This is a genomic window from Methanobrevibacter intestini (assembly GCF_047402955.1).
Classification (GTDB): Archaea; Methanobacteriota; Methanobacteria; order Methanobacteriales; family Methanobacteriaceae; genus Methanocatella; species Methanocatella intestini.
On record NZ_CP187956.1, the window covers coordinates 1,648,054 to 1,670,335 of the forward strand.

A 22,282-nucleotide genomic window follows, 5' to 3' on the forward strand; every position below is an offset into this window, starting at 1 on the left:
AACCAATCAATTAAGGTGAGTGGTTATATGAAAGATGAAGTTTTTTATGGAAAAGGAATTCATGAACTTGAAGGAGAATATCCTGACCTTTATGACCTTGTTAAAAATATAAGTGAAGTAGTTTATGACGGACATGCTCTTGATTATAAAACCCAAAAATTAATAGCTATTGGAATTACAGCTTCAAGAGCAGATCCAAGAGCTACTAAAAAACAAATAAAAAGTGGAATGCAGGAATTAGATATTACTAAAGAAGAAATAATGGATGTTTTGAAAATTGTCCTTTTAACTTCTGGAATGCCCGCTTTCAGTAAGGCTGTTCAAATTTTAAATAGCGTTATAGAAACACAATAGAAAAAAATACCTCTTTTATTTTTCAAATGCTTTCATATAAGAGTTTAATAAAAAAAATAAAAAGGTAATAGGAAATATGGGCAATGATGGAAAACTGTTAAAAGAATTTTCGTTAGAAAGAAACCTCTCTTCAGCCCCTATAAACGGATAAAAGTAATAATAAAACAATACACTAAATTTTACAATAAAACATTTTGCGAACTAATATTGGGGGCTGAAGAAGAGGAAGAACTGGTCCTCAAATACAATTACGCCCCCAACAGAGACTACCACCCATAATCACACAAAGCTTGAAAATCACGCTACCAATAAATTATAAAGATTTGCCCGATCATGAAGTAATAAAAGTCGCATTAGATGTTGCAGACAACTTAATGAAAGCAGCAATATTATTTATGAGTACAAATGGTTGTGCTAGAATGGAAACTTTAAACTTAAATGTAACTGATTTTTACTGAATCTACACAAGAATATCATATGAAACAGACCTTAAAAAGGTGGTTGACATGTTTTTAAAGATTTATTAATTTAGTGAAAATATTTTATAATATAAAATGAATGGTTTGGATGAAGTGATAATATTTTTTGTAAAATGAACAATAACTTAACATTTCACAAAACTAATTAAACACTAAAATTTAGAACTCAATGTGTTTTATTTTTTTTATACTGAATAATGTTTTGCATTTTATTATTTTTATTGAATATATTGTATTTTAAGGTTAATTTTTTGAATAGAAACATTTATATTAACTTATAATATAAATATAAAAACAAGAAACACATAATTAATTTTTTTTTGGAGAGTAAAGTGTAGAGGTTATATAAATTATGGTGGAATTTAAATTAGTTGAAAAATTATTATATCAAAGTGAAGAGGGATCTGTTGAAGGTGAATTTATTATTGGTGATGATACATTATGGGCTAGTCAAAAAGTTATTGCAGAAATTTTTGGAACAAGTACTTAAAATATATCCAAGCATTTCAGTAATATAGTTCAGGATGGAGAGTTAAATAAAAATGAAGTTAGTTTAAGTTCCAAAAAATTATTTGAGGAGGAATCCGAGTTTATCAACTCAGAGTTGATAAACTCTAAAAAAGGAGGAATGCCTCAAATATGGTATAATCTTGATGCAATTATATCGATAGGGTATAGAATAAACAGTAAAGAAGCCACTCAGTTTCGTAAATGGTCTAATGCTATTTTAAAGCAATATATGGTTAAAGGTTTTGTATTAGATAAGGAACTTCTGAAGAAAGGGGGAAGATTTACTAAAGATTATTTTGAGGAGTTACTCGATGAAATTCGTGAAATTAGATCCCCTCTGAAAGAAGATTTAATCAGAAAATAACTGATATTTATGCAACAAGTTATGATTATAATTTTGAATCTGAAATAACAAAAGAATTTTTTGCTACAGTACAAAATAAATTAATATATGCAGTAAGTGAAAAAACTGCTGCAGAAATAATTTCAGAACGTAGTGACAGTGATAAACCACATATGGGATTAACTTCTTGGAGCAAATCACCTAATGGGAAAATAATTCAAAGTGATGTTGTAATAGCAAAAAATTATCTAAAAGAAAAAGAAATTAAATTATTAAATACTTTAGTGGATGGTTTTTTAACATTAGCTGAAAATAGAGCTATGAGAAAAATTCCTACAAGTATGGCAGATTGGAAAAATGTGTTAGACAGTTATATTACTTTAAATGAATTACCAAGATTATTGGATAAAGGAAAAATATCCTCAAAAGAAGCTAAAGAAATTGCAAAAAGTGAATATGAGAAATTTAGGGTTAAACAAGATAAAACCTTTGAATCTGATTTTGATAAAATGATTAAAGAAATAAAAAGGATTGAAGGAAAATAAGTAAAAAAATTGCGAGTTGAGTTAAGGAGTAATGAAGTTAGTTAATAAAAAGTAAAAAACAGTACTTTTTAAAAGCTTGGGGGAATAAAAGTTAAATTGTAAAAAATTAGAAACACAATAGAAAAAAATACCTCTTTTATTTTTCAAGATTTATTCTCTGCGGAGCACTGTAGAGATTAAATCTGTTATTTCTAACAAAACCAACCATGGTTATATCGCCTTTTTCAGCTATTTCATATCCTGAAGCTGCAGGTGCTGCATTAGATATGTTAATTGGAATTCCCACTCTTATTACTTTTATAAGCATATCTGCAGGCATTCTTCCACTGTATGTAAGGTATGATTGTGTTAAATCGTATCCTAGTTTAAAAGCAGCTCCAATAACTTTATCTACAGCTACATGTCTGCTAACATCTTCTCTTATAATGCTTTTATCTTTATAAATTAATTGAGCTGCATGAACACTGCCTGTTTCTTGCCAAATTTTAGCATTTTCTTTTAAATTTTCCATGTCTTTTATAATTTGTGTTGCATCAATTTTTAAAGTGGAATTATTTGGAGTTATTGTTTTTAATTGGGATCTGATTCCTCCGGCATTATCGGAATTTACTCCATGATATTCAAGTAATCTGCAAACACAGGCATGCTCACAATCTCCTTTTCTTTTTTGGACTATTCCTTCCTGCTCAAAGTCCTCTTCAGGAGTATGGTTAAGACGAGTTTTAACTAATACATTTGTTTCACTTACTTTTATATCTTTTATATCATTATTTGTTTTTATTAAACCTTCTCCAAGACAATATCCCATTGCAAAGTCATCTAAGTTTTTTGGATAAACTGAAAACTTTCTTGGAGGTAGACAGTCAATAAATAAATAAGCATATTCATCTTTAGCAGTTTTTTCTTCTGTTTTTTCATAATTTTCATATTTCCATTTAATTGCATTCATTGTTTTGATAAATTCCATATGAACTGCCTCTTAGCAGATATTATTAACAATTGTTATATTTAAATTATCTCTTTTATGAAAATCATCCTTAATTATTAAGTATAATAAATTACAAATAAATTATATGATAGCTAAACAAATAGCTATAAAAAATATTAAAAAAGATTCATATGGATATTTATATTTGGATAACTTTGATGGTTGTCTTTTTTATAATGGAATTAGTTACTGCTAGCTTTTTTTTAGTATGGTTTGGTGTAGGATCAATTGTAGCTATAATATTGAATTATTTAGGCTTTAATCCATATATTCAGTTTATTGGATTTGCAGTTTCTTCATTTATTTTAATATTATCCACTAGAAAGTTTGCTAAAAAAGTAACAAAAAAAGCAGGTAAAAATGCAACGGCTGAAAGACTTATTGGGCAGAAAGGTGTTGTTTTAAAGAAATTAAATAAAACTAATGTTGTTATTAAAGTAGCTGGTGAAGAATGGTCCGGATATAGTGAAGATGACTTAAACATTAATGATAAAGTGGAAGTTATTGGAATTGATAGCATTAAGTTAATTGTTAAAAAAATAGATTAGGGAGGATAATATGATTGAAATAGCAATTTTAATTGTTATATTGTTGGCCATTATTGGAATTAAATGTATTAAAATTTTAAGACCTTATGAAAAAGGGTTATTGAAAGATTAGGTAAGTATCAGAGAACTGTAGGTAGTGGAATTGTTGTTTTAATTCCATTTATTGAAACATTGCAAAAAGTAGATTTAAGAGAGCAGGTTGTAGATGTACCTCCTCAGGAAGTTATTACTAAAGACAATACTGTTGTTGTTGTAGACTGTGTTATATTTTATGAAGTGGTAGATGCTTTTAATGCAACTTATCACGTTGTTGACTTTTATCAGGCTATTACCAAACTTGCACAAACCAATTTAAGAAATATTATTGGTGATTTGGAATTGGATCAAACATTAACTTCCCGTGAAATGATTAATGCAGAATTACGTGAAGTATTGGATGAGGCTACTGATAAGTGGGGTAGTAGAGTTGTTCGTGTTGAAATTCAAAAAATTGAACCTCCTCAGGATATTGTTGATGCAATGAGTAAACAAATGAAAGCTGAAAGGATGAAAAGAGCATCTATTCTTGAAGCTGAAGGTTATAAACAATCTGAAATTAAAAAGTCTGAAGGAGATAAACAAGCAACTATTCTTGAAGCTGAAGGTAATGCAGAATCTATTAAGAAAATGGCTGAAGCAGATAAACAGGCTGCAATTCTTAGAGCGGAAGGGGAAGCAGCAGCTATTGAAAAAGTATATGCTGCGATCCATGAAGGAAATCCTGATGATGGTTTAATAGCTATTAAGTATTTGGAATCTCTTGAGAAAATAGCTGATGGAAAAGCAAGTAAAGTCTTTTTACCTCTTGAATCTAGTGGTGTTTTAGGTTCAGTTGCAGGTATTGCCGAATTATTTAAAGATGATAAAAAAGAATAAATTTATTCTTCTTTTATCTGTTTTTTCTTATTTTTTCTTATTTTTAAATTTATTTAATTTCCACATTATTTTTTTTAGGAATACCTAATATATTTATATAATATGACAGATATAAATTTTAGGTAGACCTAATAAATTAGGTTTTATAATAATTATATTTGGAGGAAATAATATGGAAGAATACATTGATAAAGTAATGGAACATAAACATGCATTAATTTTTGTTGGAGGAATAGCTGCAGCTATTGCAGGTAAAAAAATCCTCGAATCTAAAGCAGTAAAAGAAGGCTGTACTAAAGGTATGGCTGCTGTTTTAGCTGCAAAAAAAGACGCTGAAGAATGTTACCAGGACATGGTTCAAAATGCAGAAGACATTGTTGTTGATGCTAATAAAGATGATAAAAAAGCAATTTATGTTGAAGATGACGAATAAGGTTTAAAACATGAAATACCAAGTAATGTATAATAACGGAACTCGTATTAGAGTTCGTTCAGGTCAAGCAGCCTTCACTGAAAAAGAAGGTTATGGTATTTCTGCATTGCTTTTAGAAAATAATTTTATTAAAAAAGTTTTTACATCTCATAGAAACGGAAGTATTTTAATCTATTATGATGATGTTAAAAACAGAGATAAAGTCTTTGAAGCACTTGATAAAATAACTGCTGATGATCTGGTTGAAATTGAACCGGATATGTATATGAGTTCAAATGAGCTAACTAATAATTTTTGGGTTAATTTATCAGGTATGCTTGTGAGAAGGGTATTAAGTAAAATTGTATTGCCTATTCCAATTAGAAATTTATTGACTGTTTATAGAGCTGCTAAATATATATGGCATGCTTTAGACAGTTTAACTAGTTTCAGAGTGGATGTTGCTTTACTTGACGGAGCAGCAGTTACCGGATCACTTCTTAAAAGAGATTTCGATCCGGCAAGTTCCATGATGTTCTTATTGTCAATTTCTGATTTGCTTGAAGACTACACACTACAAAAAACAAAAAATACTTTAAAAGAAAGTTTAACTTTAAATATTGATACTGTATGGGTAGTAAATGAAGACGGTGAGGAAATACAACAGCCTATATCTGAAATCAACAAAGATGATAAAATTAAAGTTCATATGGGTGATGTAATACCTGTGGACGGTAAAGTTGTTGATGGTGAAGGAATGGTTAATGAAGCAGCCATGACTGGAGAACCATTGGCTGTCCATAAAATGCCTGGAAAAACAGTTCACGCAGGTACCGTTGTCGAAGAGGGCAATTTAATTGTTCAAGTCTATTCTTTTGATAAAGAAACCAGATTAAATAAAATTATCAACCTTATTGAGAATTCAGAAGAATTGAAAGCAGATGCTCAAAGTAAAGCTGAGGAATTGGCAGACTCTATTGTGCCTTACAGTTTCCTTACAACATTCCTTACTTATTTAATAACTAGGGATACTACAAAAGCACTGTCTGTTTTAATGGTTGATTTTTCATGTGCACTTAAATTAACAACTCCATTATCTGTTATTTCAGCAATGAAAGAAGCTTCAGATAATAGGATGATGGTTAAAGGTGGAAAATTCCTTGAAAAATACGCAACTGCAGATACAATAATCTTTGATAAAACTGGAACTCTTACTAATGCAACTCCAAAAGTTGTTGATGTAATTTCTCTTGGAGATTATTCCAGAGATGAAATTTTAAGAATGTCTGCATGTATTGAAGAGCATTTTGCACATAGTATTGCTACTGCTATTGTAAAACAAGCTGAAGAGGAAGGCCTAAAACATGAGGAAGACCATAGTGAAGTTGAATACATTGTAGCTCATGGTATTGCAACAAGTTATAATGGCAAACGTGCTGTTATAGGAAGCAGACACTTCCTGTTTGATGATGAAGGCATAAAAATATCTAAAAAAGATGAAAAACTCATCGATGAAAAGATTTGTGAATATTCAGTAGTTTATTTAGCTATTGACAATAAACTTGAAGGCATTATATGTATTAACGACCCTGTAAGGGAAGAAGCTAAGGATGTTATTGAAGAGCTTAAAAGATTAGGCATTGAAAATGTCATCATGTTAACTGGAGACAGTGAAAGTGGTGCAAAAAGTGGTGCTGAAGCATTAGGCATAACTGAATATCGCTCTCAGGTGCTTCCTGAAGATAAAGCAAGTATTGTTGAAAGTTTAAAAGAAGAAGGCAGAACTATTATTATGGTTGGAGATGGAATTAATGATTCTCCTGCATTGGCTGCTGCTGATGTATCTGTTTCAATGAAAAACTCTTCAGATATTGCCAGAGAAGTTGCAGATGTTTCTTTACTGTCTGATGATTTATATGATTTAGTAACACTTAGAAGATTAAGTGTTGGTATGTTAAATAAAATAGATACTAATTATCATAGTATAATTGCTATTAACGGTTCTTTAATTGCATTAGGTATGTTTGGAATTATAACTCCTTCTACATCTTCACTGATACATAATTTATCAACTATGCTTTTGGGAGCTTTAAGTACACGTTCTGTATTAAAAGAACCAAGAGAAATAGAAGTTAATGTAGTAGAAACTGCATAAACTTCTTAATTTATTTTTTTTAAGCTATTGATGTAAATATGGTATAGGACATCAGTAATATAAAACAAATTATTCCCGGATTTAAAAGGATTGTACTGGCCGGATTTTTTAGAATTATTTCTTTTTCACTTCCGTCAAATCTGATTTTATCAAAATACTTGATGGAGTAGATTAAACCCATAACTGTTAATCCTAAAGTTATTAATATGTATAAAATAACGCCAAATGCACTTGTTGGTGAAATTACACTTCCATTAGCTAAATCTAATAATGGTTGTGAGACAAATAAGCTGACAACTGATCCTATGAAATTTATAATCATGTGTAATCCAATTGTATATTTGATTTGTCCTGTTTTTATGTAGATTATTGCAAAGAATCCTCCAAGAAGGAATGCATAGAAAAATTGACTTAAATTTCCATGGAAAAATGCAAATAATAATCCTGAAAGCAGTACTGAAATTGTACCTCCGTATTTTATAGTTCTGTCAATTAATAACTTTCTAAATATGAGTTCTTCAAATATTGGAGCTATTATAGTTATTATAATTAGGTTTGCAATTAAACCGGAATTGTTTATTACATCATTAATTGGATTAGCTACTTCATGCTGTATCAATGAGCCGATTCCTGCAGTTGTAATAACTCCCATCATATTTCCGATCCACATTAAAAACATTGTAATGGATATACATATTATAAATGTTTTAATGGTCATTTTATGTTTTTCAAGAGTTTTTGCTTCTGTTTTTCTCATTATATAAATAAATATTGGTAAAGGTAAGAGATAAGTCCAAATAGCTGAGAAAAATGTCATCATTGTTTGATTAGATAAAAGATTTGGATTAATTATGCTTATGAGTAATCCGATGAATATATTCAGCACAAATATGATTATTCCAAGTGCAAAATAATTAAATCCAATCTTTGAAAAAAATCTTCTATTTGCTTCCAAAGCTACACCTCACTTTTATTGTATGTAACATTTATTTTACTTTTTGCAGTATATATACCTTTGGATACAATTTTGATTTGTGATTATCTACTTAAAATCATGTGAAATATTTATATAAATATACATTCAATATTAATAATTGTAAAAAAAATTTTATGTAAGTGATTTAATGAATAAAGATAAGTTCACACCGATAATTTTACCAATTTTTATTATAATTATCTGGTATATCATAACTTCTGTTTTAGAGTTAGTTAATCCTTATTTCTTACCAAGTCCGGGCAGTGTTTGTCATTCTGCTTGGAATATAATACAATCTGGAGAACTTTTTGTTGACACTATGGATACTTTATTTAAAGTATTTGGTGGTATGGCACTTGCATCTGTTGTAGCTATTCCTTTAGGAATATTGCTTGGATGGTATAGTAAGTTGGAAACTTTATGCAGTTTTGTAATTAGTATATTAAGGCCAATACCTCCGATAGCATGGATTCCATTTTCAATATTGTGGTTTGGAATTGGAACTGCTCCGGCTATATTTATTATTTTTATAGGATGTGTTTTTCCAATTCTTATTTACACAATTGACGGAGTTAAAAGAACTGATAAAGTTTTAATTGAATCTGCACAAACATTAGGTGCAGATGATAAAACAGTGCTTACAAAGGTTATTTTACCTTCTGCAGTGCCTCCTATAGTTTCCGGACTTAAAGTTGGTGTGGGAATAGCATTGATGTGTACTATTTCTGCAGAGATGATTGGTTCAAGTAGCGGTTTAGGATATTTAATTTTAACAGCTACAAATTTATTTGATACTGGTACTACTGTTGTAGGTATGTTGGTTATTGGTTTAATTGGTTTAGTCCTTGATTATGTCTTCGGACTTATAGAAAAAAGAGTATTCTGGTAGGTAGTTTAAAATGGCAATTGAAATTAAAAATATAAATAAATCTTTTCATGGTCGCGGTTTGGATCATGATATAAAAGTTTTAGATGATGTTAATTTAAATATTGAAGATGGTGAATTCGTTTGTCTTTTAGGCCCTTCCGGTTGCGGTAAAACAACTCTGCTTCGTTTGATAGCTGGGCTTGACCAACCAACTTCTGGGGAAGTTATAGCAGATGGTGAAACTGTTAAAAAACCATCTGGTGACAGAGCAGTTATTTTTCAGCAATATTCCTTATTTCCATGGTTGACAGTTTTGGAAAATGTGATGTTCGGCCTTAATCTCAAAAAAGACAGAACTAAAGAGGAAAATCTTAAGGCTGCAGAAAGATATCTTGAAAGTGTAGGTTTAATTGACTTTAAAGATAGTTATCCACATGAACTTTCAGGTGGTATGAAACAAAGAGTTGCAATTATTAGATCTTTGCTTAATCATTCACCTATTTTACTAATGGATGAACCATTTTCTGCATTGGATATGCAAAATAGACACATGCTTCAGGAACAGCTGATTGGAGTTTGGAAAAGATTTAAAAATACAATTGTTTTTGTAACTCATGATGTTGATGAAGCAATTTATCTTGCAGATAAAATTGTTATAATGGACAAAAATCCGGGTAAAATTAAAGAAATCTTTGATGTAGATATGCCAAGACTTAGAAAAAGAGAATCCAAAGAATTTATTGAAATTCAAGAAGAAGTACTTGATAAATTAAATGTGGAAGATTTCTAATAGCTATAATTTTGCTATTAGGGTTCCATATTTTCCATTTTTTATACTTTCGTAAGTATAATCTGAAGCTTTTAAAATACTTGTTTTCAAGTCGTTTTTCTGACTTAAATAACTTACAATAGCTGCTGAGAAGTTACAGCCGCTCCCGTGTAAATTATCTGTTTTTAATAGTTTTTGTTTAAAAATACTTATAGCTCCATCAATGTATGTAGTATTTATCCCATTAAGATGTCCACCGGTTATAATGTTGTTGCAGGTTTTTCCTAATTTTTCACAAGCTTTTTTAGCTTCTTCTTCATTAGTAATTTTAATATTTGTTAATTTTTCAGCTTCAGAAACATTTGGAGTTGTAAGAATAGCTTTTGGAAGTAAATATTTAAGTAAATTCTGACTTAAATCATTTTTAGCTAATTCTCCTCCGGATGTTGATACCATAACCGGATCAACAACAGCTTTCAGATTATATTCTCTGATTTTTTTAGAAACGGACTTGATGATATCAGTTGAATATAACATTCCTGTTTTAATATATTCAACATTGTAGGTGTCTAAAACAGCATCAATCTGCTCTTCAACATAGCTGGTTTCAATAGCTTTTAGAGAGTACATCTTTTGAGGATTTTGGGCAGTAAGTGCAGTTACAATTCCAGTTCCATAAACACCAAGTGCCTGAAATGTTTTGATATCTGCAAAAATACCTGCTCCTCCAGATGGATCAACGCCAGCTATTGACATTACAATCATTTAACTGCCTCTTGTGACTCTCAAACGTTCGCTGCCATGTACTGACTCAACATTTATTTTTAACTCTTTTAAATAACGTCTGGTTTCAGTATTTTCACCATGAACCATTATTTCTCCTAAATCTTCAGTTGTATTAACATCCAGAGCCATAAATAATGAGTCGTGAACTTGAGGATTTAAGTTTTTCCTGTCTGCAGCATTTACATGTTCCTTATAACTGAAATCTCCAAATTTAGTTCTGATAGCCAGTGGTTTCATAATTATAGTGTTTGTTCCCCCTCCTTTTGAAGGAATAATGATGAAATCAAGCTGTTTACTTGAATCGATTACCATTTTAAGGTTGGTTTTACCGATGAGGGGAATGTCAGATGGCATTATGATTACTTTTTTAGTTTTGCCTTTACAGTATTCCATAGCCTGTTTTAATGCTTTATTTAAATTTGAGTTTTCATTTTCTTTTAAAACACTTAAGTTTAAGCTTTTAGCATATTCTAAAACATCTTCATCAGCACTGATTATAATTATTTTATCAGTATATTTCCTTAAAGTATCAGTAACATCTTTAAGCATAACTTTCAGGAGTTTTTCCCTTTCATCTTCACTTAAAAATGGAGATAATCTGGTTTTGCATTCTTTAAATTTGCTGACAGGTATTATTCCATAAATGTCATCCATATTTTCATCTCTAGTAAGTTTTAGCTATTAATGCAACATATTTAGCATCTTCATCACTGATTATGCATTTTTTACTTTTTCCTTCAAGTTCTTCATAGATACCTAAAACAGAATAACCAGTGATTTCTTCTATTTTTTGTCCGCAGGCAGTATCTCCACACCAGTTAACTGCTACAACATTTCCTGCTTCAATTAACTCTTTAACTTCATCAATGTCAGATGCAAATTTAATGTGGTCTTTATGGAATTCTTTTGCACTTTCAGCAAGGTTTTCATTTAATTCATCAATTAAACTAATTACATTGCCAACAAGATTTTCATTTAAATCAAGTTCAATTTTTTCCAGTTTATCTCTACGCATAGCTATTGTTTTGTTGTTTTCTAAATCTCTAGGACCTAATTCAAGTTTTATTGGAGTTCCTTTTAATTCCCAGTCATAGAATTTTTTACCTGGTCTGATGTCTCTGTCATCAATATTTACACGTAATCCTGCAGATTCAAACTCTTTTTTAAGTTCTTCACATTTAGCTAAAACTTCTTCTTTTCCTTTTTTAAATAAAATAGGAATGATTGTTATTTGTTTTGGTGAAATTTCCGGTGGAAGACGTAATCCTTTTTCATCTCCATGAATTCCGATTGCAGAAGCTATTACTCTGTCAGATAAACCTGCACAAGTTTGATAAACCAGTTTATGTTCTCCGTCTTTATCTTCAAAGGTTATATCGAAGGTTTTTGCAAATGTTTGACCTAGATTATGGATAGTACCGATTTGCAGGGTTTTTCCGTCTGGCATTATTGCATCAAAAGCCATAGTATAATCTGCACCTGGGAATTTGTCCCATTCAGGTCTTTTAGTTAAAGTATACGGGATACCTAATGTATCAAAGATTTCTTTATAGTTTTCAATATGTTCCTGAACCTGAATATCTGCCTCTTCTTTGCTTGCATGAGCAGTATGTGCTTCCTTAAAGGTAGTAATCTCACGAACACGAATAAGTGGTCTTGTATGTTTTGTTTCATATCTGAATGTATTTACAATTTGATAATATTTCAATGGCAAATCAATATGGGACCTGATCCATAGTGAGTACATTGGATAGATTGATGTTTCACTAGTTGGTCTTAAGGCTAATTTCTCATTTAATTGAGTTTTACCTCCATGAGTAACCCAGTAAACTTCATCTTCAAATCCTTTTACATGCAATCCTTCTTTAGCTAGTTCTGTTTCTGGAACAAGAAGTGGAAATAAAACTTCTTCATGATCACGATCATATACTTCTTTTATTAGATTTGTTGTATATTTTCTTATTTGGAAACCGTAAGGCATCCATACAGCCATTCCTTTAATAGGATATCTTGAATCAGTTATGTTAGCTTCTTCTAATATGTCATGAAACCATTCACTAAAATTTTCCACCATATCACCTTAATTAAATTTTTATAATAATTATATATCAGTTGTTAATGCCTATTAAATCTATTTAAAGAAAATTTTGTCATACCTAAATGATAAGCTATTTATAACTACTAATTAAAAATATACAAATGTATAATATGTTTGGGAGATATTATGAATACTAGAAAAATACAAATGCCTCGTGAAGTATACATCGGACCGGATGTTATATATGAAACTGGTGAAATTTGTAAGGATTTACATTTAGACAATAAAGTTTTAGTTCTAACAGGTCCGAATACATATGATATTGCAGCAAAACATGTTATTGAAAGTCTTGAAGATAAGGACATTGAAGTAGATGTTAAAATTGTTGAGAAAGTATCTTATGATTCAGTAGATGAAGTCAGTGAAATGATTGCTCCGAATACTACTGTTTTAGGTGTTGGTGGTGGAAAAGTTATTGATGTAGCTAAATTAGCTTCATTTGATAAAAATGTATTTTTTGTTTCAATGCCAACTACTGCTTCACATGATGGTATTGTATCTCCTTTAGCTTCAATAAAAAATCCTAAAACTGCAACATCTGCTAAAGCCCATGCACCAATAGCTGTTATTGCTGACAGTAAAATTATTGCAAATTCGCCTTTTAGATTATTATCTGCAGGTTGTGCAGATTTGATTTCAAATTTTACAGCTATTAAGGATTGGCAGTTAGCTCATCGTTTAAAAAATGAGCCATATAGTGAATCTGCAGCATCATTATCTATAATGTCTGCAAAAATGATTACTGATAATGTTGATAGTATTAAACCAGGTTTGGAAGAAAGTGCACGTCTTGTTGTTAAAACTTTGTTTAGTAGTGGAATGGCTATTAGTATTGCAGGTTCCAGTCGTCCGGCTAGTGGATCAGAACACACATTTTCCCATGCTTTAGATAAGATTTTAGATAAGCCTTGTTTACATGGTGAACAATGTGGTGTTGGAACTATTTTGATGATGTATTTATACGGTGGGGACTGGAAATTTATTAGAAATAGTTTAAAAGCTGTTGGGGCTCCAACATCTGCTAAGGAATTGGGAATTAGTGATGAAAATGTTATTGATGCATTAACAATGGCACATACTATTAGGCCGGAGAGATATACTATTTTAGGAGATAATGGCATATCTGAAGATGCAGCTTATGAATTAGCTCTAAAAACTGGAGTGATAAAATGATTACATTAATTGGTAAAGATTTGGCAAAAAAGGGTAATGAGTTTATTTTTTATGGTTCTGTAGATGAATGTGAAAGTTGTAGATTTAAAGCATCTTGTGTTGACTCTTTAGAAAAAAATAGGAAATATAAAATCATTGATGTTCGTGATAATGAACAAAAGTGCCCAGTTCATGCTGAAAATATAGTTATTCCGGTAGAAGTTGACAGGTCTAATATAACATTACTTTCTTCCTCAAAAAGTGTTTTTGAAGGGTCTACATTTTCTTATGAATCTGTTGATTGTGACGAAGAATGTGAATATCATGATTATTGCTTCCCTGAAGGATTAGTTGATGGGGACAAATGTATTGTTTTAAAAAATCATGGAAAACATAAAGGTGAATGTAAAAAAGGATATAAACTTAATAAACTTACATTAGGTTTTGTTATTTAAAAATAAGGATATGTTAATATGAATCTTAAAAAAGAAGCAGGTTATAAAGCAGCAGAATATGTTACAGATGGAGATGTCTTAGGACTTGGAACAGGATCTACAACTCATTATTTCATTGAAGCAGTAGGTAAAAGAATAGCTGATGAAGGAATAAATGTTATGGGAATTCCTACATCTTTTCAATCATTACTGCTTGCTAAACAATGGAACATACCAATTACCAGCTTGGAAGAATATGACATTGATTTGGCTGTTGACGGTGCAGATGAAGTAGATAAAAACCTTAATCTTATTAAAGGCGGAGGAGCAGCTCACACTAAAGAAAAAATTGTAGATTATGCTGCAAAGAAATTTATTGTAATTGTAGATGAATCTAAATATGTTGAAGAAATTGGAAACTTCCCAGTACCTGTAGAAGTAATTCCTGATGCATCACGTGTTGTTATACAAACTTTGGAAGATATGGGTGCAAAATGTGAAATAAGAATGGGTGAGCGTAAAGACGGACCGGTCATAACAGATAATGGAAATTTTGTCATTGATGCCAAATTTGAAAAAATAGAAAGCCCGATGCATATGGAAATAGATTTGAATTCTATTCCAGGTGTTGTTGAAAATGGTATTTTTACTCAGATGGTTGATAAAGTTATAATTGGTACTTCTGATGGTATAAAAGAATTGTAAAGGTGTTATAATGCCAATACCGGGTGGAATTCCATATGATTTTAAGGAAATAGCTAATAAAATAGCTATGCTTATGGGAATTTTAATTATAATTTATGCTCTTTTATGGATTTTAGCAGAATTAAAATTGATTCCAGTTGTTTTATTTGCAATATTTCCACAAATTGTTCTTCTTTTAATAGGAATATTCATTGTCTATATAGCTTATTCCAGAAGAAACAGTTACTGATTTTAAAATTATTTTTTTGAAAAAAAGAAAAAATTAGAGGTTTTTAACCTCTTTTTAAGCTATTTTTATTGTGTTTCCAGTTTGGAAATCATTCCAGTAGGAAGTTATAATGTATTCACCACTCATTAATCTGATTCCTAAGCTTGCAATACCATCTTTATTAGTGACTTTGTGATAGAAGACACCATTTACATTAAATGATACATTCTGGTTAGCTAATGGCTTACCTTGACCATCTAAAGTTTGTGCAGTGAAGTTACTGCCGTCTAAGTATTTCATATCTAAATCTTTAGTTACTAAAGTCGGTAATACAGTGACTTTGTTTCCAATATCCAAACCGTCAACCATAGTTGTAATAGTATAGTTTTCAGGTCTTAAAGCTATTCCTAAGCTTGCAGCACCGTTTTTATCAGTGGTTTTTGTGTAGAAAACACCGTTTATGTTAAAGGTTACATTTTTATCTACTGCTAAAGAACCGTCTTTGTTATAAATTGTTGCTTGGAATTTAGATGCATTTAAGTAATATTTAGTTAAATCACTAGCTTCAACTAAAGATTTAACATCTATACTGAATCCTTGTTCATCACCATTAACAGGATTATATGCAGTTAAAATATAATGACCAGGTCTTAACATAATATTCATCTTAGCTGTTCCGTTAGCATCAGTTTGTTTAGTGTAGAATACACCATGGATATTAAATGTAACATTTGTATTAGCTAATATTTTTCCTTGGCCATTTACAAATGTAGCAAAGAATTGAGTTCCATTTTGATACATTTTAGTTATGTTATTTCCAGTTATAGTTGATAAAACAGTAATTTTGGCATCTACAGAGTTTGCTCCAAGTGTTTTATTTCCAGCATAAGCAACTGTTGCAGTATATACTCCAGGTCTTAAATAAATGTTCATTTCAACAACACCCTTGTCATCAGTGGTTTTGTTGTAAGAAACACCATTTATAGTAACTGTAATATTGGTTTTAGCTAAGTTGTATCCGTTATTGTCTTTTAAATTAATATGTAATTTAGTTCCATTTTTATAATACATTGTAACATCATCAACGATAATAACTGCTTGTGGTTCTTTTGCAGAGTCATAGTAAGTTCCTTGTGCTTTGTCAGCATCTTGGTATTTATTATCTGCTTGAACAATGTAATATGGGAATGATGGAGGGAATGGTAATCTGTCTAAATTGTAATTATTATTACTGATAGTTACATTGTAGTATCCACCACCAACAATTATGCCTATTCTACTTCCTGTTAATGTGTTGTTGAATATTGCTTCATTACCTGAACCGTATGCAGTTATGGAGCTTAAAGTACATTTAATAATAGTGTTATTGTATACTTTGTGTCCGGAAGAGTGCATAAGGTATATTCCTTCTTTTGAACCGATAACTATGTTGTTGAATACAGTTACATTTGGTCCGGTTCCGTGTCTTACGTCAATACCGTGGTTTACAGCATTGGTAACTGTGTTATTTGCAATAATGCTGTTAGCTGATCCAAAGTTTATTAATCCAGTGGTGTATTGGTCATGGATGTTGTTATTTGTAATAACAGCATTTTTATTGTATTGTAAGAAAATACCCCATGAAGATCCTTTAACATCACAATTGGTAATTGTTATGTTTTTATTAGATTCTGAGTAAAGTGAAGTGGTTTTATATTCGTCAGTGGTTGTACTAACAGTATTTGGATTATATCCTGGAGCTTTTCCAACGATGTTTAAATCAGATACAACTGCATTATCAGTATTGAATAAATATAATACTGATAAGTAAACACAACCGTATCCTCCTTCATTGGTTTTTTTCCATACTTTTGAAGGAATATTGGTGTTATTAACTCCTTTTGTTTCATATCCGATTAATGTTGCGTTGTTTCCAAGTATTTTAATGTTTTTATCAACATAAATACAAATATTTTCATAAATTCCGTTTTTTTCAAATGATAAAGTGTCACCCTCTTTCATTGAATCAATCATTTTTTGAATATTTTCACTTGTGGTGCCGACAGGAACAGTATATGTAGTTCCGGTAGGTTTTAATATTCCACTATAATCAATTACAATGTCTTTAGGAGTTTCAATGTCAGTTTTATTGGTATATGCTGGAGAGTAAGTACTGATATCACTATAAGTTCCACTTACACTTTGTGGACTTTGATATGCAGAATCTGCAATTCCTACATAATATACAAAAGTAGGTGGGTAAGGTAAATTAGCTAATTTATAGGTATTTTCACCAATGGTGATATTTGAAAATCCGGAACCTAACAATACTCCCATTCTGGATTTGAACATTGTATTGTTGTATATATAAATATCAGAAGAACCATAACAGGTTATTGAACTGATGGTACAGTTGATAATGGTGTTGTTATATACATTGTGTCCTCCGGAATGCATAAGGTATATTCCTTCTTTTGAACCGATAATTGTGTTGTTGAATACAGTTACATTTGGTCCGCTTCCGTGTCTTACGTCAATACCATGATTTATAGCATTTGTAACTTTATTATTTTTTATTATACTTTTTGCAGATCCAAAGTTTAAAATACCAGTTGTTGATTGATTTTTAATGGTATTTTGATTTATTGTAGTATTTACACAAGTTTGTAAATAAATACCCCATGAAGATCCTATTATAGTATTATTAAGTATTTCTAAATTTTTAGCTTGATATGCATAGAGTACCACATTAGAATAAGTTGTACTGTTTAAACCAACCATGGTTAATCCGTTAAGTTTTACATTTGCTGTTTTAAGAATATAAACAGTTGCAAAATTAGTTATTCCATATCCGCCAGTTTTTGTTGTGTTTTTAACAATGTCTGGAATATTTGTATTGTTAATTCCTGGTGTTTGATAACCAATTAATTGTGCACCATTACCGTTTACAGTAATATTTTTATCAATATATATGCAAATGTCTTTATATTCACCTTTTTCAAAATTCAATACATCTCCGTCATGCATACTGTTTATAGTATTTTGAATAGTTGTACTATTTGAACCTGTATGAACAGTATAATTGGAAGATGCTGTTGCTTCCCCATAAACTGCATTATTTGTCATTGAACTTGAAACGCTGTCGTCAGAAGTTGCATTACTTATGTCTTCTGCAAAAACAGAGCCTGAAGATAAAATAACAATGAATGCTAAGAATATGGATAATATCAATCCTTTTTTATTCATTATTCTACCTCATTTAATGATATTAAATACGTTATGTATTTAATGGTATATCCTTTGTTTGGTGATATGATAAATATTTCGATTTGAATTTTAATTATATTTACTTTAAAAATGGTTATTTTTTCATTTAATCTGGTTTATAGTGTTTTAAATTATTGAAAATATTTATATGCTTTGATTTTCATATACATTTTTAATCAATATAATTATTGATTTATAATGTATGTTGATGGTGGATTGATATGGTTGAAAAGAAATATAAAAAATTGTTAAATCTTTTTATCATATGTCTTTTAGGTTTAATCCTAGTTTCATCTGTCTACGGAGCTGATGAATTACAATTTAGTAATGATGATGTTGCTGTGGAAGGCACTGTCTATGATGTTTCTTCTGATTTGTCCAATAATGATATTCAGTCAATGTTGGATAATGCTGGACAGGGAGATACCTTTAATTTTGTTAGCAAGGAATATAAGGGGATTTCATTAGTTGTTGACAAAAAAGTAAATATTGTCTCTAATGTTAACAGTACGATTTATACATCTGGTGATTTGTCCAATAAAGTTCAGGAGTTAAATACTGATAAAACTTTTGGTTTTTATTTCACAAAAAATAGTGCCGGCAGTGTATTGTCAGGATTTAATATTATAGCTGCATCATCTGATTACGGAGTTATTGTTGATAATTCGGATAATACTATTGTTAAGGGAAATTCCATTGTTGGTGCTGGAAATAATCTTCTGGTTAAAGATTCTAATGATATAACTTTATGGGGAAATGTTTTAAATAAAGCTAAGGAAAACGGACTTCAGCTTCAAAATGTTTCCAATTGTTATGTAGCCAATAACACAATGATGTTTAACGGCAGATCAGGAATTGAGATTTATGATATTGATAATTCCAATATAACTTCAAATTATTGCTGTAATAATAGTTTTAACGGAATTTCATTATACGGCAAATCTTTTAACAATTCCTATACTCATAATTTCCTTAATTATAATACAAATGGTATTTATGTAAATTGTCAATCCAGTGGGGATGAAATTAAAGCAAATACTCTTATCCACAATATTCAAAACCCCAACTGTGAATTAGGTGGTTTTGAATCTGGTAATGGTCTTTTATTTGGGGATTCATATCGTGCAGTAGCTAATAATGGAGTTTATGTGTCCTATAATTCATTTGCACATAATGAAAACTTTCAGGCTAAAAACAATCCTTTACAAAATATGATTACATTAGGTCCGAATTTTTTCAATTCTGACGACCCTGAAAATACATTTGTCTGTCCGTTATTGCTTGCAAAAATCCTAAGATTAAATGCAATATCCTTACCTAATGGTATAGGAATTCAAATGGTTGAAGGAGATACACCAGTAAAAGAAGCCGGAACTGTTTCAGTTCAGGTTGAAGTTGACGGTAATATGTATACTGCAACTTTGGAGAATGGTAAAGCAGTAATTAAAGCAGATCCTAATGTTGACCATCAGGTTGAAATTCAGGTTGGCGGAGAACATAATCAGGAAGTTAAAAAAATAAAACAGAAAGTAACTTCCTATAATAAAAAGGATGATTCCGGAAGTTCTGATTCTGGTAATAAAGATAACACAGGATCTGACGGCAAACCTTCTGATACTGATGGTGATAATTCAGGTGATAAAACTGGTGATAATTCTGGTTCTGGAGATGCTTCTGGTGGAAATACCAATTCTTCAGTAATTAGTGATGGTTCAACTTCTTCTGGCGACAGCGGTTCTGCAAATATCAAAAACTCTGATGAATTTTCACAGTACCTTGGAACAAATAGTTCTGATTACTATCAGAAATATGAATCTTTAAGCGGTAAAGATGCTATGGCTAACGGAGATCAGAGTTCAGCAAAATCTTCAAGCAGCAGTGATTCTCCAAGTGATGACGGTTCATCAAAAGAAGGAAAATCTTATGAGTTAGTATCTCCAAATAAAATAGCTAAAGCAATTCAGAACAGTTCTGGAGTTATTATTCTTGCAGTAATTGCTTTATTGGTTTTATTTGTAATAGGATATAAACGTAAAAATAAAATGTGATAAACATTTTTTTCATTTTTCTTTTTTTAATTTTTAAATACTTGTTTTATATAATATTTTCATAATTGGAAATATTAGGTTTAATTTGGATACAAATAAACTAAATGAAGATGTAAAGTTAAATTTTAAAACTATGGTGATTAAAAGGTTAGTTATATATAAATAACTATAACTGTTAAAAATAGTAGTATATATAAATAACTATGACTATATATGATAATAATTATTATTTTGAGGGGGCAAAACAATGAACGAATTGCAAAATAAATATATTAGAAATCAAATATTGTCAGTACCTATGAAATTAAATCAGGAGTTAACATACAAAGATAAAAAATTTAACAAACGTTCTGATTATGATAATATTATAAAATATATTGATAATTTTCTTGAAGGGGAAGATATAAATCGTTTTATTGTTTTACCTGGGGTGCGTGATGTTGGAAAAACAACTCTGCTATTTCAGGTATATGAATATCTTCTAAAAGAAAAAGGGATATCTCCTGAAAATATTTTGTATTTTTCCTGTGACCGATTAAAAAAAATAGGTAATGCTGATATTTTTAATGTTGTTAATTCCTATTTGGAAACATATCATAATTCAATAATTGAAACATTATCTAAACCGGTATTCCTTTTAATTGATGAAGCACAGTATGATAAAGAATGGGCGTTAAATGGAAAATTAATATTTGACGGCACTAAAAATATTTTTATGATTTTCAGTGGATCATCTGCACTAAAACTTTCTTATAATCCTGATGCTGCAAGGAGATTATTAAATATTCCAATTTACCCGTTAACATATTCAGAACATTTAAAATTAAAATATGGAAATTTTAAAAATGATATTTCAGAGTCATTAATTCAAATGATTTTTGACGGAAATGTGCAAAATATTGCCGATTTAGAAAGAAGAATAATTAATATATATTCAAGTTTTTCAAACTATGATATGTATGAATTGAAGAATTTCTTAGAATTTGGAGGTTTTCCATCTTCATTTTATCAAAATACTAATGATATAACTAAAAAAATTGTTGATATGGTGGATAAAGTTGTTACAACGGATATGGCCAATATTGAAGGTATAAATAATGATACACAATATCTTGCTTTTCAGATTTTGAATTTTTTTGCTTTTCAAAATCCTGGTGAAGTTTCAAAAGGTTCTCTTTCAAATCATTTTGATGCCAAGATTGCTTTAGTCACTAAAGTATTAAATATTCTTGAAAAAACACAATTAATATTTCATATTGAACCCTTTACTTCATCAGTAAAACGAACAACAAAACCTTATGAATATTTTTTTGCAACATCAAGTTTAAAACATAATCTTATATTAAATATAGGCAATGCTACCTTTGAGGATGAAACAGCATATATGGGAAAACTGCTTGAAACTTATGTAGCTTCAAGTTTCCATGATTTGGATAATAAAAATCACATAAATTATAAAATATACTATGATGACAGCAATAAAAAAAGTAGTGGGAAAAATGTTGACTTTATTGTTCAAAGAGGATTAGAAAAACCTATTCCAATTGAAGTAAGCTGTGGTAAAAAGGATAAAAGTCAAATTAAACGTGCTATTAGTACATATAATTCTCCTCACGGTATAATTATTTCAAATACCAAATCAAATATTGCCAAAGAGGACAATATTATTTATTTACCTCCTGAAACATTTGCGTTTATGTAATTGGGGGGGGAGTTTTTGAGTAATTTACTGAATACGTCATA

At 30.1% G+C, this 22,282-nt stretch carries 22 protein-coding genes and 1 pseudogene; 17 read left to right on the forward strand and 6 right to left on the reverse strand.

Features of this window, described 5'->3' with window-relative positions:
• Positions 1-27: 27 nt before the first annotated feature.
• From ACMC9J_RS07765 to rhuM (ACMC9J_RS07785), 5 genes are all read left to right on the forward strand, one after another.
• The gene (locus ACMC9J_RS07765) at positions 28-354 is read left to right on the forward strand and encodes a carboxymuconolactone decarboxylase family protein (RefSeq protein WP_427003177.1); all 327 of its coding nucleotides are present in this window, start codon (positions 28-30) and stop codon (positions 352-354) included.
• A 290-nt stretch (positions 355-644) separates the two neighbouring features.
• Complete coding sequence (locus ACMC9J_RS07770; protein ID WP_172439995.1) at positions 645-812, forward strand: hypothetical protein; 168 nt, start codon at positions 645-647, stop codon at positions 810-812.
• Positions 813-1,185: 373 nt separating this feature from the next.
• Positions 1,186-1,323, forward strand: coding sequence for a hypothetical protein (locus ACMC9J_RS07775; protein WP_427003178.1), 138 nt, complete (start codon positions 1,186-1,188; stop codon positions 1,321-1,323).
• 138 nt (positions 1,324-1,461) lie between these two features.
• Entirely contained in the window at positions 1,462-1,707 is a 246-nt protein-coding gene (gene rhuM / locus ACMC9J_RS07780; RefSeq protein WP_427003179.1) for a RhuM family protein, read from the forward strand.
• A gap of 5 nt (positions 1,708-1,712) precedes the next feature.
• A complete protein-coding gene (gene rhuM, locus ACMC9J_RS07785) occupies positions 1,713-2,231 on the forward strand; it encodes a RhuM family protein (protein ID WP_427003643.1) in 519 nt (172 codons plus the stop codon).
• A gap of 136 nt (positions 2,232-2,367) precedes the next feature.
• Here rhuM (ACMC9J_RS07785) and fdhD read toward each other — a convergent pair whose 3' ends face one another.
• Positions 2,368-3,198 (reverse strand): formate dehydrogenase accessory sulfurtransferase FdhD, encoded by an 831-nt coding sequence (fdhD, locus tag ACMC9J_RS07790; protein WP_427003180.1) that lies wholly within the window; start codon positions 3,196-3,198, stop codon positions 2,368-2,370.
• A 152-nt stretch (positions 3,199-3,350) separates the two neighbouring features.
• On the opposite strand from fdhD, the gene ACMC9J_RS07795 reads away from it, so the two are divergent.
• The 4 genes and pseudogenes from ACMC9J_RS07795 (at position 3,351) to ACMC9J_RS07810 (ending at position 7,249) form a co-directional block, all read left to right on the forward strand.
• Positions 3,351-3,767 (forward strand): NfeD family protein, encoded by a 417-nt coding sequence (locus ACMC9J_RS07795; protein WP_250416397.1) that lies wholly within the window; start codon positions 3,351-3,353, stop codon positions 3,765-3,767.
• Positions 3,768-3,777: 10 nt separating this feature from the next.
• Positions 3,778-4,682: pseudogene (locus tag ACMC9J_RS07800) on the forward strand (SPFH domain-containing protein).
• A 172-nt stretch (positions 4,683-4,854) separates the two neighbouring features.
• Positions 4,855-5,115, forward strand: coding sequence for a DUF6110 family protein (locus ACMC9J_RS07805; protein ID WP_004034410.1), 261 nt, complete (start codon positions 4,855-4,857; stop codon positions 5,113-5,115).
• 10 nt (positions 5,116-5,125) lie between these two features.
• Positions 5,126-7,249 (forward strand): heavy metal translocating P-type ATPase, encoded by a 2,124-nt coding sequence (locus tag ACMC9J_RS07810; protein ID WP_400246916.1) that lies wholly within the window; start codon positions 5,126-5,128, stop codon positions 7,247-7,249.
• A 19-nt stretch (positions 7,250-7,268) separates the two neighbouring features.
• Here the strand turns inward: ACMC9J_RS07810 and ACMC9J_RS07815 are convergent, their stop codons facing one another.
• A complete protein-coding gene (locus tag ACMC9J_RS07815; protein WP_019264207.1) occupies positions 7,269-8,204 on the reverse strand; it encodes a CPBP family intramembrane glutamic endopeptidase in 936 nt (311 codons plus the stop codon).
• A gap of 169 nt (positions 8,205-8,373) precedes the next feature.
• Between ACMC9J_RS07815 and ACMC9J_RS07820 the strand changes: the two genes are divergently transcribed.
• A complete protein-coding gene (locus ACMC9J_RS07820) occupies positions 8,374-9,114 on the forward strand; it encodes an ABC transporter permease (RefSeq protein WP_295871765.1) in 741 nt (246 codons plus the stop codon).
• 10 nt (positions 9,115-9,124) lie between these two features.
• The gene (locus ACMC9J_RS07825; RefSeq protein ID WP_019264205.1) at positions 9,125-9,883 is read left to right on the forward strand and encodes an ABC transporter ATP-binding protein; all 759 of its coding nucleotides are present in this window, start codon (positions 9,125-9,127) and stop codon (positions 9,881-9,883) included.
• A 3-nt stretch (positions 9,884-9,886) separates the two neighbouring features.
• Here the strand turns inward: ACMC9J_RS07825 and thiD are convergent, their stop codons facing one another.
• Genes thiD through proS form a run of 3 tightly spaced genes read right to left on the reverse strand, consistent with a single transcriptional unit; the run spans position 9,887 to position 12,722 of the window.
• The gene (gene thiD, locus ACMC9J_RS07830; protein WP_427003181.1) at positions 9,887-10,627 is read right to left on the reverse strand and encodes a bifunctional hydroxymethylpyrimidine kinase/phosphomethylpyrimidine kinase; all 741 of its coding nucleotides are present in this window, start codon (positions 10,625-10,627) and stop codon (positions 9,887-9,889) included.
• The gene (gene cofC / locus ACMC9J_RS07835) at positions 10,628-11,302 is read right to left on the reverse strand and encodes a 2-phospho-L-lactate guanylyltransferase (protein WP_019264203.1); all 675 of its coding nucleotides are present in this window, start codon (positions 11,300-11,302) and stop codon (positions 10,628-10,630) included.
• 10 nt (positions 11,303-11,312) lie between these two features.
• Positions 11,313-12,722: a proline--tRNA ligase gene (gene proS, locus ACMC9J_RS07840; protein WP_427003182.1), complete on the reverse strand. Its 1,410-nt coding sequence runs from the start codon at positions 12,720-12,722 to the stop codon at positions 11,313-11,315.
• 150 nt (positions 12,723-12,872) lie between these two features.
• Here proS and ACMC9J_RS07845 point away from each other — a divergent pair, with 150 nt between their 5' ends.
• The 4 genes from ACMC9J_RS07845 to ACMC9J_RS07860 are packed head-to-tail and all read left to right on the forward strand — an operon-like array spanning position 12,873 to position 15,266.
• On the forward strand, positions 12,873-13,919 hold the full coding sequence (locus ACMC9J_RS07845) for an NAD(P)-dependent glycerol-1-phosphate dehydrogenase (protein WP_019264201.1): 1,047 nt from the start codon (positions 12,873-12,875) through the stop codon (positions 13,917-13,919).
• Positions 13,916-14,353, forward strand: coding sequence for a UPF0179 family protein (locus ACMC9J_RS07850; protein WP_019264200.1), 438 nt, complete (start codon positions 13,916-13,918; stop codon positions 14,351-14,353). The genes ACMC9J_RS07845 and ACMC9J_RS07850 overlap by 4 nt, the downstream gene beginning before the upstream one ends.
• An 18-nt stretch (positions 14,354-14,371) precedes the next feature.
• On the forward strand, positions 14,372-15,037 hold the full coding sequence (rpiA, locus tag ACMC9J_RS07855) for a ribose-5-phosphate isomerase RpiA (protein WP_304170547.1): 666 nt from the start codon (positions 14,372-14,374) through the stop codon (positions 15,035-15,037).
• Between the two features lie 10 nt (positions 15,038-15,047).
• A complete protein-coding gene (locus ACMC9J_RS07860) occupies positions 15,048-15,266 on the forward strand; it encodes a hypothetical protein (RefSeq protein WP_019264198.1) in 219 nt (72 codons plus the stop codon).
• A gap of 54 nt (positions 15,267-15,320) precedes the next feature.
• Here ACMC9J_RS07860 and ACMC9J_RS07865 read toward each other — a convergent pair whose 3' ends face one another.
• The gene (locus tag ACMC9J_RS07865; protein ID WP_427003183.1) at positions 15,321-18,470 is read right to left on the reverse strand and encodes a right-handed parallel beta-helix repeat-containing protein; all 3,150 of its coding nucleotides are present in this window, start codon (positions 18,468-18,470) and stop codon (positions 15,321-15,323) included.
• Positions 18,471-18,712: 242 nt separating this feature from the next.
• Between ACMC9J_RS07865 and ACMC9J_RS07870 the strand changes: the two genes are divergently transcribed.
• Both ACMC9J_RS07870 and ACMC9J_RS07875 read left to right on the forward strand, forming a co-directional pair.
• The gene (locus ACMC9J_RS07870; RefSeq protein WP_427003184.1) at positions 18,713-20,539 is read left to right on the forward strand and encodes a NosD domain-containing protein; all 1,827 of its coding nucleotides are present in this window, start codon (positions 18,713-18,715) and stop codon (positions 20,537-20,539) included.
• A gap of 247 nt (positions 20,540-20,786) precedes the next feature.
• Positions 20,787-22,241 carry an ATP-binding protein gene (locus ACMC9J_RS07875; RefSeq protein WP_427003185.1) on the forward strand — a complete coding sequence of 485 codons (1,455 nt, stop codon included), beginning with the start codon at positions 20,787-20,789 and terminating at the stop codon, positions 22,239-22,241.
• Positions 22,242-22,282: the final 41 nt, after the last annotated feature.